8 protein-coding genes and 1 riboswitch are annotated in these 14,066 nt (G+C 70.6%); of the genes, 5 read left to right on the plus strand and 3 right to left on the minus strand.

What is annotated here, in order from left to right; genetic code table 11:
• The first annotated feature begins 416 nt into the window (after positions 1-416).
• A riboswitch (cyclic di-AMP (ydaO/yuaA leader) is annotated at positions 417-548 on the plus strand.
• Between the two features lie 6 nt (positions 549-554).
• The gene (locus ACZ6TB_RS26725) at positions 555-1,367 is read left to right on the plus strand and encodes a C40 family peptidase (RefSeq protein WP_465558163.1); all 813 of its coding nucleotides are present in this window, start codon (positions 555-557) and stop codon (positions 1,365-1,367) included.
• A 65-nt stretch (positions 1,368-1,432) separates the two neighbouring features.
• Here the strand turns inward: ACZ6TB_RS26725 and leuS are convergent, their stop codons facing one another.
• A complete protein-coding gene (gene leuS / locus ACZ6TB_RS26730; RefSeq protein WP_465558165.1) occupies positions 1,433-4,240 on the minus strand; it encodes a leucine--tRNA ligase in 2,808 nt (935 codons plus the stop codon).
• A gap of 208 nt (positions 4,241-4,448) precedes the next feature.
• Positions 4,449-7,295, minus strand: a complete 2,847-nt coding sequence (locus ACZ6TB_RS26735; protein ID WP_465558167.1) for a M36 family metallopeptidase — start codon at positions 7,293-7,295, stop codon at positions 4,449-4,451.
• Positions 7,296-7,616: 321 nt separating this feature from the next.
• Here ACZ6TB_RS26735 and ACZ6TB_RS26740 point away from each other — a divergent pair, with 321 nt between their 5' ends.
• The 3 genes from ACZ6TB_RS26740 to ACZ6TB_RS26750 are packed head-to-tail and all read left to right on the plus strand — an operon-like array spanning position 7,617 to position 12,419.
• Positions 7,617-8,666 carry an AAA family ATPase gene (locus ACZ6TB_RS26740; protein WP_465558169.1) on the plus strand — a complete coding sequence of 350 codons (1,050 nt, stop codon included), beginning with the start codon at positions 7,617-7,619 and terminating at the stop codon, positions 8,664-8,666.
• Position 8,667: 1 nt separating this feature from the next.
• Positions 8,668-9,966: a DUF58 domain-containing protein gene (locus ACZ6TB_RS26745; RefSeq protein WP_465558171.1), complete on the plus strand. Its 1,299-nt coding sequence runs from the start codon at positions 8,668-8,670 to the stop codon at positions 9,964-9,966.
• Complete coding sequence (locus tag ACZ6TB_RS26750) at positions 9,963-12,419, plus strand: transglutaminase TgpA family protein (RefSeq protein WP_465558173.1); 2,457 nt, start codon at positions 9,963-9,965, stop codon at positions 12,417-12,419. The genes ACZ6TB_RS26745 and ACZ6TB_RS26750 overlap by 4 nt, the downstream gene beginning before the upstream one ends.
• 149 nt (positions 12,420-12,568) lie before the next feature.
• Here the strand turns inward: ACZ6TB_RS26750 and ACZ6TB_RS26755 are convergent, their stop codons facing one another.
• The gene (locus tag ACZ6TB_RS26755) at positions 12,569-13,084 is read right to left on the minus strand and encodes a DUF402 domain-containing protein (protein ID WP_465558175.1); all 516 of its coding nucleotides are present in this window, start codon (positions 13,082-13,084) and stop codon (positions 12,569-12,571) included.
• Between the two features lie 46 nt (positions 13,085-13,130).
• Here ACZ6TB_RS26755 and ACZ6TB_RS26760 point away from each other — a divergent pair, with 46 nt between their 5' ends.
• Positions 13,131-13,436, plus strand: a complete 306-nt coding sequence (locus ACZ6TB_RS26760; protein ID WP_465558177.1) for an antibiotic biosynthesis monooxygenase — start codon at positions 13,131-13,133, stop codon at positions 13,434-13,436.
• Positions 13,437-14,066: the final 630 nt, after the last annotated feature.

Genomic DNA, 14,066 nt, shown 5'->3' on the forward strand with positions numbered 1-14,066 from the left:
CGGGAGCGAGGGTACCGGAGTCGGCTGTTACGTCGAGTTGCGGCGGACAAGAGGCGGACAGGACGAAACGAAATCGCCCTGACCTGGGGAAGCACTATTTATGTGTTCTGTTTCACCCGTAACCTTCGACAAGCCGTGATCCCCCCGGCACGACGCGTCACGGCATTTGTCTCGCGGACGTAACAAATTGGACAGCCACCAATGTGCCAACCACGGAGCGTGACGAAACCGCTCCCGCCGATCATGCGGAATTTCAGGTAGCAAGGTTCTGCCGATCCGAATGGAACGGCTCGCGACGATCCGGTTCACGCCGAGCCCTGCCCCGGGCCGATCGTCACGACCACCGAACTCGTACAACCACAAAGGCATACGGGGGCAGGGACGGGGGACCCACAGCTTCTCGAGAGAGACAGCCGGTCCGCTCCGCGCCACCCGCTCCGGTGGCGGGCAACGGGGCAACCTCGGGGTGAAGTCGGCCTCCACGGCGACCGGGCAACCTTCCCGCCCGAACCCGACAGCTAACCTCGCAGGCGTGCCGGAGGGATTTCCTTACCGTGCACGAGCACACCTCGAGCCGGCGTCGACGGCTGTCCGTCGGCACCGGTACTGCCGCGCTGTCCCTGGGACTCTGCCTCTGCGCAGGTCAGCTGATCTCGACGCCGGCGGCCAGCGCCGCCACGCCGGTGGCGGCGGTCCAGGCCGCGGCCAAGCCAAAGCCCACCAACCTGACCAACGTCAGTACCCGGACCCTCACTTCCGGCCAGCAGGTTCGCATCACCGTCCGGTACTACAACCCGAAGACGGGCAAGCGGATCACGTCCGGCAAGGTCCAGCTCCAGGGCAACCGGGGCGGCAAGTGGGCCGCAGTGGGCACCGTCCGGGTCGGCAAGAACGGCATCACCAACCTCTACACGCGGCCGAGCACCAGCGTGAACCTCCGCGCCGTCTTCTACGGGAACGGCTCGTACCAGGCGTACTGGGGCAGCTCGATCCGCATCACGGTGCGCAGCAACGCCGGGGCCAGGGTGCTGGCCGAGGCGAAGTCGCACACCGGCGCGCTGTACAAGTTCGCGGCCGCCGGGCCGAAGCGGTTCGACTGCTCCGGCTTCACCATGTACGTCTTCAAGAAGGCGGCCGGCAAGAGCCTGCCGCACAAGGCGAACTCGCAGCAGAGGTACGGCAAGGCCGTCGCCAAGAAGTCGGTCAAGGTCGGTGACCTGATCGTCTTCCGCTCGGGCTCGTACGGGTACCACGCCGGCATCTACGCCGGCAACGGCTACATGTACGACTCGCCGCACACCGGCGCGCGCGTCGGCAAGCACAAGATGTACGGCAGCAACTACGTCGTACGCCGTCTGGTCGCGTAACAAAAGGAACAAAGGCGAGACGAAAGGGCGCCGCGCGGTTCGCGCGGCGCCCTTTGCCATGGAGATCAGACGACGACGCTGACCAACCGGCCGGGCACCACGATCACCTTCTTGGGCGTGCGATCCCCGAGCGCCTCGGCCACCGCGGCCAGAGCTTCATCCCGTACGGAATCCTCGGAAGCCGAAGGGGAAACCGAGATCCGCCCCCGCACCTTGCCGTTGATCTGCACCGGATAGGTGATCGACTCGGCCTTCAGCTGCGCCGGGTCGGCGACCGGGAAGTCCGCGTAGGCCAGCGTGCCCGCGTGCCCCAGCTTGTTCCACAGCTCCTCGGCCAGGTGCGGCGCGAACGGCGACACCATCAGCACCAGCGGCTCGATCGCCTCCCGGGACGCGACCGGCAGCGGGGTCAGCGTGTTGGTCAGCTCGATCAGCTTGGCGATCGCGGTGTTGAACCGCAGCTCGTCCAGGTCTTCCCGGACGCCGGCGATGGTGCGGTGCAGGTGCTTGCGGACGGCCGGCTCCAGCGGCTCGTCGGAGACCCGCAGCGCGCCCGTCTCCTCGTCGACCACCAGGCGCCACACCCGCTGCAGGAACCGCTGCGAGCCGATCACGGCCCGGGTCTCCCACGGGCGCGAGACGTCCAGCGGGCCCATCGCCATCTCGTACACCCGGAACGTGTCGGCGCCGTACTGCTCGCACATCTCGTCGGGCGTGACGACATTCTTCAGCGATTTGCCCATCTTGCCGTATTCGCGGAAGACCTCCTGGGAGGAGTGGAAGTACTTGCCGTCCCGCTCGACGACCTCCTCGGCCGGCACGATCACGCCGCGCGCGTCGCGGAACGCGTACGCCTGGATGTAGCCCTGGTTGAACAGCTTCCGGAACGGCTCGAAGGACGAGACGTGGCCCAGGTCGTACAGGACCTTGTGCCAGAAGCGGGCGTACAGCAGGTGCAGCACCGCGTGCTCGACGCCACCCACGTACAGGTCGACGCCGCCGGAGTCGCCGTCGCGCGCCGGGCCCATCCAGTAGGCCTCGTTGTCGGGGTCGACCAGCGCCTTGTCGTTGCGCGGGTCCAGGTAGCGCAGCTCGTACCAGCAGGAGCCGGCCCACTGCGGCATGGTGTTGGTCTCCCGGATGTACGACTTCGGGCCGTCACCCAGGTCCAGCTCGACGTTGACCCAGTCCTTCTTGCGGGACAGCGGCGTCTCCGGCTCGCTGTTCGCGTCGTCGGGGTCGAAGGTGCGCGGCGAGAAGTCGTCCACATCGGGCAGCACGACCGGCAGCATCGCCTCGGGCAGCGCGACCGGCAGGCCGGTCTCGTCGTACACGATCGGGAACGGCTCGCCCCAGTACCGCTGCCGGCTGAACAGCCAGTCGCGCAGGCGGTAGGTGGTGGCGCCACGCCCGTGCCCGTGCTGTTCCAGCCACGCGATCATCGCGGCCTTCGCCTCGGTGACACCCTTCCCGTCCAGCCAGTCACTGTTGATCGCGGGGCCGTCGCCGGTGAAAGCACCTTCAAAATCAACAGGCGCTTCGACCGTACGGATGATGGGCAGTTCGAAGTTCTCCGCGAACTCCCAGTCGCGCTCGTCCTGACCGGGCACCGCCATGATCGCGCCGGTGCCGTAGCCGGCCAGCACGTAGTCGGCGACGAAGACGGGAACCCGCTGCTCGTTGACCGGATTGATGGCGTACGCCCCGGTGAAGACGCCGGTCTTGACCTTGGATTCCGTGCGCTCCTCGTCGGTCTTGGCCGCGGCCTGCGCCCGGTAGGCCGCGATCGCCTCGCCGGGCGTGGCGAACTCCCCGGTCCACGTCCGGTTCGTACCGTCCGGCCACGACGCCGGCGCGATCTTGTCGACCAGCTCGTGCTCGGGCGCCAGCACCATGTAGGTCGCGCCGAACAGCGTGTCCGGGCGGGTGGTGAAGACCGTGATCACGTCGTCCCCGACCGGGAACTCGACGTGCGCCCCCCGCGACCGGCCGATCCAGTTGCGCTGCATCAGCTTGACCGGCTCGGGCCAGTCCAGCGTGTCCAGATCCTCGATCAGGCGGTCGCCGTACGCGGTGATCCGCATCATCCACTGCTTCAGCTTGCGCTGGAAGACCGGGTAGTTGCCGCGCTCGCTGCGCCCGTCCGGCGTGACCTCCTCGTTGGCCAGCACCGTGCCCAGGCCCGGGCACCAGTTGACCGGGGCCTCGCTGATGTAGGCCAGGCGGTGGTCGTCGACCAGCTTGCGCCGCTCGACGGCGGACATGGCGGCCCACGGCGTGCCCGGCGTCGGCCGGGTGCCGGCCTCGAACTCGGCGATCAGGGCCGGGATCGGTCGGGCCTTGTGGATCTTCTCGTCGTACCAGGAGTTGAAGACCTGCAGGAAGATCCACTGCGTCCACCGGTAGTAGTCCGGGTCGGTGGTCGCGAACGAGCGCCGCTCGTCGTAGGCCAGGCCCAGCCGCCGCAGCTGGCCCTTGTACCGCTCGACGTTCGCCGCCGTGGTGACCGCCGGGTGGGTGCCGGTCTGCACCGCGTACTGCTCGGCGGGCAGGCCGAACGCGTCGAAGCCCATCGGGTGCAGCACGTTGAAGCCGGCCATCCGCTTGTAGCGGGTGTAGCTGTCGGTGCCGATGTACCCGAGCGGGTGACCCACGTGCAGACCCGAGCCCGAGGGGTACGGGAACATGTCCTGGACGTGCAGCTTGGGCGCGCCGGTCCGGGGGTGCGCCGGGTCGGCCAGGTCACCGGCCGGGTTGGGCGCGTTGAACGTCCCGTGCTCGGCCCACCAGGCCTGCCAGCGCGGCTCGATCTCGTTGGCCAGGGCGGCCGTGTACCGGAACCGCGGGGTCTCTGACTCGCTCATGATCGGCATCCGTCTTCTCAAGCGGGGTCACATTCTGTTTTCCGCCGCGGGTTGGCTCAGTGGGCACAAAAAAGCCCCTCACGCAGGAGGGGATCGCCGTGCTGTGCCCGTCGTTATCGGCGGTGGCAGCACGGCCGGCTAAGAAGCAGGAACTGCCGGGCCATGGGTGCATGATACCGGTCGCCGCCCGCAAGCGGCGACCGGTATCACTCGTCCGTCAGGCCGCCGGTCCGTAGACCGAGAGCTCGGTGGAGTCCAGGAACACGCAACCGGCGTCGGCCGGCGGCTGACCCGCCGGGCAGAGGCCGGCCACCTGGGCCTGGGTGTTGATCATGTTGTAGCGGATGTAGCCGACGCCGGTGCCGGTGCCGGGCGCCAGCGTGACCGGGGTCGCGGTGACCGTCCCGGGCGGGAAGGTGCCGGCCGCGGCCTGGGTCCAGGTCGTGCCGTCGGCCGACGTGTCGATCCGGTAGCCGGCGGTCGAGACGCTGGCCGGGTCACCACAGGTCGCCGAGGGGTTGACCAGCAGCTGGCTGATGTTGACCGCACCGGACAGCTTCAGCACGATGGTCTGCCCGCCGTCGGCCGTGTCCGAGCCCCAGCCGGAGCTCTGCGACTGGTCGATCAGGAAGGCCGGCCCACACTGCGGGCTGTAGTCGGGGCCGGTGAAGCTGACCACCGAGCCACCACCGCTGGAGGCCGCCCAGTCCTTGCGGACCGACCAGTCCTTGCGCACGGTGTGCGACGGGATCGACAGCGTCGCGGTCTGCAGGTCGTAACCGGCGCCACGCGCGAACACCTTCGCGTACGTGCCGGGGAAGATGCCCGAGATCGTGTACGTGCCGTCCGCCGCCGTCGTGGTCTGCAGGTCGCCGGCGAAGCCGGAGGCGTGGCCGCCGAAGCCGATGGACAGGCCCGCCACCGCGGTGCCGGTGTCCTGGTCGGTCACCTTGCCGATCAGCGTGCCCTTGGGCGTGTTCGGGCCCGGCGGCATCGAGAAGTCCTCGACCGGCTGCTTGTCGTCACCGTCGACGGCGGCGGCGAAGTAGCCCATGCCCCGGTTCGCGAACACCTTCCAGATGGTCTTCTGCAGCTTGCCACCGTTGACCACCATGTCGGCGGCCAGGATCGAGTTGCGCTCGTCCAGGAAGGACGGGTTCGACGGCGACAGCTCCATCGCGCGGGTCACCAGCGACTCCGCCTTGCTGACGCCGATCGTCTTGCGCAGATCCCACAGCGTCTGCGCCCAGATCTCGCCATCCGCGTGCACCTCGGCGCCGCGGGAGGAGATCCGGCCGAAGTCGCCGTACGTGTAACCGCCCGGACCCGCGCCCGCGGTGCCCGGGCAGACCGCCGCCGGGGCGCCGACCGTACAGTCGAGCGGCTCGCTGCGGATCGTGGTGCCGGCCGTGACGTACCGGCCGACCCGGACGTCGCCGATCGTCGCGGTGTCCTTCTCCAGACCCTGGTTGATCAGGTAGTCCATCGCGTACCAGTCGCTCCAGGCCTCACCCATCGACCCGGCCTGCACGTTGCCGAGCGTCGAGTTGCCGTTGGCGTCGACCACGAGCCGGTTGGACAGGCCGTGCGTGTACTCGTGGTACACGACGTCCGACTCGTCGCCGGAGTTGCCCGCGATGAACAGGTTGTCCGGAAGGAACAGGTACATCTGCATCCGCGGCGAGATGCCGTCGGGCGGCGTGTTCATGTTGGCGTTGTCGACGTGGTCGTCGTCGGGCAGGCCGTTCGCGGTGTTCGCGCCGTCGTCCGACTGACCCTGCACGGCGTCGCCGTCGACCGCCTCGAAGTTGCCGGCGGTGCGGGTGAAGCCGATCGGCTTGGCCGCCAGGTGGTCGTGCCAGGTGCCCAGGAAGTAGTACATCTGGACCGCGTTCTGCGCGCGGTTGACCTGCCACGAGTTCGGGGTGTTCGGGTCCCACGAGCACTTGAACGACGCCGAGCACTTGCCGCCGACCGTCGCCGAGAAGTCGGTGAACGGGTAGTCGAAGCTCCGCTTCCCGGACGGTGCGATCTCCTCCGTCGGGTTGGCGATGTCGTCGTCGTTGACGTCCGAGTAGACGTGCGCGACGTTGCCGGCGAGCCGGGGCGAGTTGTTCGGCAGCCACTTGGTCAGGCTGACGTCGACCTGCTTGCCGCCCTTGGGGGCGCCCGGGTAGTTCGCCCAGGTCTCGGCGGAATCGGCGTCGACCGTGCTCTGCCGGTACAGGACGTCGCCGGTGGCCGCGTCGACCACGTGCACGTAACCCTCGTCGACCGAGATCGTCTGCCAGGCCAGGCGGGCCCCGCCGGCGGCCTGGAACCAGACCAGCTTGGCGTTGCCGCCGTCGCTGAACGTGGTCTGCTTGGTGGCCCCCGCGTTGGCCTTGACGACCTTGGCGGTGGAGGTGCCGGCGACGTCCTTGACCGCCGCCGCCCGGGCGCCGGCCGCGGACACCTTCGCCGCACCGGCGGCCGCCGGGAGGTTCTTGAGCGGCGAGCCGTCGATCTGGACGATTCGCCCGTCCTTGGCGATGTGCGCCTTCAGTCCGTTCCCGAAGACCGGGATGCCGCCGACGGTCTGCACAAAGCTCAGGTGGTGCGTTCCCTCGACGTCGACGTAGTCCTGCCGAAGGCTGAGGTTGCCGAGCGTGGCGGCGTCGAGCCCGAAGACGTCGGCGTGCTTGCCCAGGTAGTCGCGGGCGATCTTCTCCGGCTTCAGCTTGCTCTTGCCGGTCAGGAAGCCGTCCAGGCGGGCGACGCGGCGTGGCGTGCCGGTCGACCGGTCCATGTCCACGATGCCCTGCACACCGAGGGTGTCACGCAGCTTCTTCACGGCCGAGCCGGACGCCTGCGGGACGATCCTGGCCTTCAGCGCGGCCGTCGGCTGCGCGGCCACGGCGGCGCCGAGGCTCGCGCGGCTGTCGTAATCGGCGCGACGTTGTGGCTGCTGGCGCTGGGTTTTCCCGGCGTCCCGCGAAGGATCCGGCGCGGCCTGCGCGGTGGCCGGCAACAGTCCCGCCAGCAGGAACACGCCGGCGGCAGCCGCCCCGACCCGCCGGGTCACGGACGGTACGGATAACGGTCTCAATTCAGCCCCTCTCGACCGGGCAAAGGAGCAGCCCGGACGCGATGAGGACCCTCGCGCCGGCCGCACCCCACTTGTGTGGCCCGTCGATGCCTGACTCTGTCCGAAGATCCGAAAATATAACTAGACTGATGTCCGATTCTTTACCCATCCGATATCTGAGTCCGGTTGACGCTTGCCTGACGGCATCCATCGCCCGCACTCGGCGGTTTGGTGTGATCGGGCTAACCTGTGGGGACGGGCGGCACGCCGCCCTGTTTCGCTGCGCCGACATGGCGAGAAAGACCTTGGAGGAGGCCCGTGACAACCCCGACCTGGGACGAGCCCGGTGGACCGATGACCGCCGACGAATTCCGCGTGGCGACGCAGGCGATCATGACCAACATCGAGCAGGTCATCGAGGGCAAGAGCGCGACGGTCCGCCTCGCGCTCGCGGTGCTCCTCGCCGAGGGCCACCTGCTGATCGAGGACGTGCCGGGCGTCGGCAAGACCAAGCTGGCGAAGGCGCTGGCCCGGTCGATCGACTGCTCGGTGCGACGCATCCAGTTCACCCCCGACCTGCTGCCCAGCGACGTGACCGGCGTCAGCGTCTACAACCAGGAGACGCGCGACTTCGAGTTCAAGCCGGGCGCGGTCTTCGCCAACCTGGTGGTCGGCGACGAGATCAACCGGGCCTCGCCGAAGACCCAGTCGGCCCTGCTCGAGTGCATGGAGGAGCGGCAGGTCACGGTCGACGGCACCACGTACGAGCTGCAGGCGCCGTTCATGGTCATCGCGACCCAGAACCCGATCGAGATGGAGGGCACCTACCCGCTGCCCGAGGCCCAGCGCGACCGGTTCACCGCCCGCATCGCGATGGGCTACCCGGACCCCCGGGCCGAGCTCGCCATGCTCAGCGGCCACGGCGCCCACGACCCGCTGAACGACCTGCGGGCCGTCTCCGACGCCTCGCTGGTCCGCCGCCTCATCGCCACGGTCCGCGACGTGCACGCGGCCGACGCCGTCCAGCAGTACGCGATCGCGCTGGTCACCGCGACCCGTGAGGCGCCCGAGATCCGTCTCGGCGCGTCGCCCCGGTCGACCCTGCAGATGATCCGCACCGCCAAGGCGGTCGCGGCGCTCGAGGGCCGCGACTACGTCCTGCCCGACGACATCCAGACGCTGGCCGTGCCGGTTCTCGCGCACCGCATCATCCCGACCGCGGACGCGCAGCTGAACCGCCGCACGACCGACGCGATCGTGGCCGAGATCGTGCACCGCCTGCCGCTGCCCCACGAGCGGAGCCGCTCGCCGTACGACACCCGTCCGGGCGCCGGCGGCGGCACCCAGTACGAGCCGCGGGGGCGCTGACATGCGCGAGGCCTTGCGGGGGCTGACCACGCGCGGCCGGTCCTTCCTGGCCGCGGCCGCCGCGGCCGGCGTCTCGGCGATCGTCCTCGGCGAGCGTGACCTGCTGCGGGTGGCAGTGCTGCTCGCCGCGCTGCCACTGCTCGCCGCGGCGTACGTCGGGCGCAGCCGGTACAAGCTGGCCTGCACCCGCTCGCTGGAGCCGGGCCGTGCCCCGGTCGGCTCCAGCGCCCGGGTCATCCTGCGCCTGCAGAACATGTCCCGCCTGCCCACCGGCACGCTGCTGCTGGAGGACAAGCTGCCGTACGCGCTGGGCAGCCGCCCGCGCGTCGTGCTCGAGCGGCTCGGCGCGCACCAGGCCAGCTCGGTGGCGTACACGGTCCGCGCCGACGTGCGCGGCAAGTACCCGATCGGCCCGCTGGTCATCCGCCTGACCGACCCGTTCGGCCTGTGCGAGCTGACCCGGTCGTTCCCCAGCGTCGACCGGCTCACCGTCATCCCGCACGTGGTGCCGCTGCCCACCGTCCGGCTCGCCGGCGAGTACGCCGGCACCGGCGACAGCCGCGCCCGGTCGGTGGCCGTGCACGGCGAGGACGACGCCGCGACCCGCGAGTACCGCCGCGGCGACGACCTGCGGCGCGTGCACTGGCGGTCCACCGCCCGCACCGGCGAGCTGATGGTGCGCCGCGAGGAGCAGCCCTGGGAGAGCCGGGCCACGGTCGTGCTCGACACCCGGGTCTTCGCCCACCGCGGCGAGGGCCCGACGGCGAGCTTCGAGTGGGCCGTCTCGGCCACCGCCAGCATCGCGATGCACCTGCGCGCGGCCGGTTACAAGCTGCGGCTGGTCACCGGCTCGGGCGTCGACATCGACGCGGCCGAGATCGCCGGCGAGGGCGTCATCCTCGACACGCTCGCCGAGGTCAAGCTCGCCCAGAACGGCGACGTCTCGATCCTGGTCGAGCAGGTGCGCCGCCGCTCCGACGGTGGCCTCGTGATCGGCATCTTCGGCTCGCTCAGCGTCGCCGAGGCCGAGCTGCTGGCCGGCCTCCGCGGCAACGGCGCCACCTGCATCGGCTTCGCCATCGACAGCTCGACCTGGGTGTCGATGTCGGCCGGCGAGCGGCAGGAGGCCGACCGGGAGCACGCCGCCGCGGCGCTCGCCCTGGTGCACGCGGGCTGGCGCTCGGTGCCGGTGACGCACGGCGCGACGCTGCCCAACCTGTGGCCGGCCGCCGCCCGCGGCTCGAGCGGTTTCGCCTGGCGGGCCGCCATGGCCGAGACCGTCGGTGGGGTGATCCGATGACCGGCCGGCGGCGACTCGGACTGGTCGCGGCGGGCGCCACCCTGCTCGCGGCCGCGCCGATCTCGTCCATCTTCGACTCGTGGAACTGGCTGGTCCGCTGCATCCTCGCGGTCGGCCTGATCGCGGGGGCGGTGATGCTCGCCCGCACGCTGCGGTTCCCGGTCTGGGCGCAGGCGGTCACCGAGGTCGTGGTCCTGCTGCTCATCCTGACCTGGATGTTCCCCAGCGGCCACGAGATCCTGGTGCCGCAACCGGCCACCTTCGGCCATTTTGCGGAGCTGTTCACCCAGGCCGGGCAGGACACGAGGTCGTACGGTGTGCCCGTCCCCGATCGGGACGGCCTGCTGTTCATCACGGTCCTCGGCGTCGGCAGCGTGGCGATCGCGGTCGACCTGCTGACGGTCGTCGCGCGGCGCCCGGCGCTGGCCGGCCTGCCGATGCTGGCGATCTACTCGGTGCCGGTCGCGGTCTACATCGACAGCGTCCCGGTGCTGCCGTTCATCATCGGCGCCACCGGCTTCATGTGGCTGCTGGTCTCCGACAACGTCGATCGCGTACGCCGTTTCGGCCGCCGCTTCACCGGCGACGGCCGCGACGTCGACGTCTGGGAGCCCTCGCCGCTCGCGGCCGCGGGCCGGCGCCTGGGCGTGGTCGGCGTGGCCGCGGCCGTGGTGCTGCCGCTGCTCGTGCCGACCATCACCGGCGGCCTGCTCTCGCAGCTCACGCAGAGCGGCAGCGGCGTCGGCGCCGGCGGGGTCGGCAACGGCGCCGGCGGGCGGATCAACCTGTTCGCGTCGCTCAGCGGCAACCTGACCCAGGGCAACACGGTCCAGGTGATCAAGCTGACGACCAACGAGGAGTACCCGTTCTACCTGCGTTTCGGGGTCGCCGACCAGCTCACGAACCTGGGCTTCGGCAACCGCACGCCGGTCGGCAACGCGGTCAACCGGGGCCTGCCCGACCCGCGCGGCGGCACGGCCGGCGGCCAGTTCCAGCAGTACCACGCGCAGATCGAGGTCAGTGACGCGCTGAAGCAGAACATGCTGCCGATCTACTCGAACACGGTGCGCGCGGGCGACCTCGGCGGCGGCTGGTCCTTCGATCCGAACCAGCAGGTGATCTTCTCCACCCGCCAGACGACCAAGGGGAAGAAGTACTCGTTCGACTACGTGCGGGCGTCGTACACGGAGGCCGAGCTGCGCACGGCCGAGCCGCTGAACAAGGACAACCCGCTGCGCACGCAGTACACGAACACCCCGCGCGACGACTACGTCGACACCCTCGTGGCCGGCCTGATCAAGGGCAAGACCACGGATTACGACAAGATCCGGACGCTGTACAACTACTTCTCGAAGGCGAACAACTTCAGCTACAGCCTGACGACCGAGTCGGCCGGCAACAGCTCGGACATCGCCGCCTTCCTGAAGAACAAGGTCGGATACTGCCAGCAGTACGCGGCGGCGCTGGCCTGGATGGCGCGGGTGGCCGGCCTCCCGGCCCGGGTCGCGTTCGGCTTCACCAAGGGCAACGAGGTCGACGGCTCGTGGGTCATCACGAACCGGAACGCGCACGCGTGGACCGAGGTCTACCTGCAGGGCTTCGGCTGGATCCCGTTCGACGCGACGCCGGCGTCCAGTGTGGCCGGTTCGACCCGGTCGTCGTACGCGCCGAACGTCGACGAGCCGACCCCGACCGCGTCGTCGTCGACCGGCCCGGCCGCGGCCGGACCCGAGACGTCGGTGGCGCCCGGCAACCCGGATCGCCTCGACCGCGGGCTGAACGACCCGACCGGGGCGGGCAGCTTCGACACGGGGTCGACGAAGACGTCGTACACGCTGCTCTGGATCGCCGGCGGTGTGGCCCTGCTGATCGCGCTGTTGCTGATTCCGGCGCTGCTCCGGGCCCTGCTGCGCCGGCGCAGACACGCGGCGACGGCGCCGGCGGCGCCCAAGGTGCTGGCCGCCTCGGGCGCCGGGCCACCGGGCGGCGGGCACGGCATCGTGGTCACCCCCGAGGCGACGCGGGCCCGTCATGACGCCCACGCCGCCTGGGACGAGCTGCTCGACACGATGATCGACTTCCGGATCCCGGTCGACCCGAGCGAGACCCCGCGGGTCACGGCCCAGCGCCTGATCCGGGACGCGTACCTGCGCGAGCAGCCGGCCACGTCGGCGACGCTGCTGGGCACGGCCGAGGAACGCGCACGGTACGCCCGGAAGCCGCTGGTGGGTGGCGAGCTGACGACGGCGCTGGGTCAGGTGCGCAAGGGGCTGGCCCGCTCGGCCAACCGGCGCACGCGGATCCTGGCCGTCCTGATGCCGCCGTCGGTCCTGCTGCGCTGGCGGATCGGCACGGCCGAGATGTCGGCCCGCTTCATCGTCTGGTCCGGCCGCGTGCGGGAGTCGATGTCCCGCTTCAGCCCGCGCCGGCTGCTGGCGAGTCGCGGTCGCTGATTCCCTTTTCCGGACGCCGTCCCGCTGTTACGCGGGGCGGCGTCCGTTCTTCACGCGGAGCGTCGGTTTTCACGCGCGGCGTCCGTTTTTCACGCGCGGCGTCCGTTTTTCACGCGGGGCGTCCGTATTTCACGCGGGGCGTCCGTATTTCACGCGGGGCGTCCATTTTTGATGAAGGCGGCCAGCCACGCGTCACCGACGGCGCCGAACGGCTCCTGGCGCGCCGAGATCATCGCGACCAACTCGTCCGCGGTGGCGCGCGCCTGCGCGATCAGCTCGTCCGGGTACCCGTACCGGCGCTGATGCTCCTCGAACTCATCCTCGTCGAGCAGCTCGACCGACCCGTCCCGGAGCCGCACGACATCGAGATCGAGATCGACCGCCTCGATGTCCCCCTCCGCGTTCCGCACCGGCACGGTGGTGACGTCGACGTAGATCTCGACCTCCCGGTGGGCGGGCCCGTTCCACGAGCCGACCCAGCTGCCTTCGGCCGGGCAGAGCACGATGAACTCGTATTCCGGAAAGATCGGCTCTTCCAGCCCGCGCCGCATCGGAATCCCCGCCCGGCACCCGTACCACCAGCCGAAACGGTCGCTCCCCAGCGGCTCCGCCGCGAAGTTCCAGTGCTTCTTCCCGCCCCACTTCGTGTACCGCAGCTCCGCCACGCTCGACCCCCCGAATTTGTCGTAGGCAGGGTCTAGTGTCACCCGCGTGACGAGGACCGTGGAATTCGCCCGCTTCACCGTGCACCCCGGCGCCGAGGCCCAGATGATCGCCGACCGCCCGGCGATGCTGGCGGCGTTGCGCGCCCGTTTCCCCGCCTGCCAGGCCGCCTACCTGACCCGCGAGGAAGACGGCACCTGGGTCGACATAATCGTGTGGCGCAGCCGAGAGGAGGCCGAGGAGTCGGCCAAGCAAATCATGACAATCCCGGAGTGCGCGGCCTGGTTCACGCACATCGACCAGTCGCTTGGGCTGCGTCACGCCGAGGTCCTCGACGCCTGGCCCACCCCGTAGCCGCGTCGCCCAGCCCGTAGCCGCGCCGCCCAGCCCGTAGCCGCGCCGCCCAGCCCGCCGCGCCGCCCAGCCCGCCGCGCCGCCCAGCCCGCCGCGCCGCCCAGCCCGCCGCGCCGCCCAGCCCGCCGCGCCGCCCAGCCCGCCGCGCCACATTCTCGCGCCGAGGTGGTGGGCCCGCCCGCGTTCTCGCGCCGCTCAGCCCACGCTGCCGCGTTCCCACGCCGCCCGGCCCACACCGCCCGGCCCATGCTGCCTCGTCCCCGCGACGCCCCGGCCCACGCTGCCCGGCCCACGCTGCCCGGCCCACGCTGCCCGGCCCACGCTGCCTCGTCCCCGCGGCGCTCGGCCCACCGTTATTCGCGGCGCCCGGCCGCCGTTATTCGCGCCGCCGGACCCGCCCAGGCTCGCGTTGGCGGAAGCACCCGCCACGGCGTCCGCCGTTCCCGCAACCAACCCGCCCGGACCCGCACTCACGATGGGCGGCCGAACGCGCCGGCGCATCCACCGCCGCCCGGCATCCGCATCCGTCATCGCCCGACAACCGCATCCGCTGCTGGCCGGCAACCGCGTCCGTCATCGCCCGGCAACCGCGTCCGCTGCCGCCCGCCAACCGCATCCGGTGCACCGCGC

Source organism: Actinoplanes sp. NPDC051537 (assembly GCF_055586105.1).

What these genes read in the sequence shown, in the direction of transcription:
- leuS (WP_465558165.1), bottom strand. Translation starts at nt 4,240, where the DNA reads ATGCCGATCATGAGCGAGTCAGAGACCCCGCGGTTCCGGTACACGGCC.
- ACZ6TB_RS26745 (WP_465558171.1), top strand. Translation starts at nt 8,668, where the DNA reads ATGCGCGAGGCCTTGCGGGGGCTGACCACGCGCGGCCGGTCCTTCCTG.
- ACZ6TB_RS26750 (WP_465558173.1), top strand. Translation starts at nt 9,963, where the DNA reads ATGACCGGCCGGCGGCGACTCGGACTGGTCGCGGCGGGCGCCACCCTG.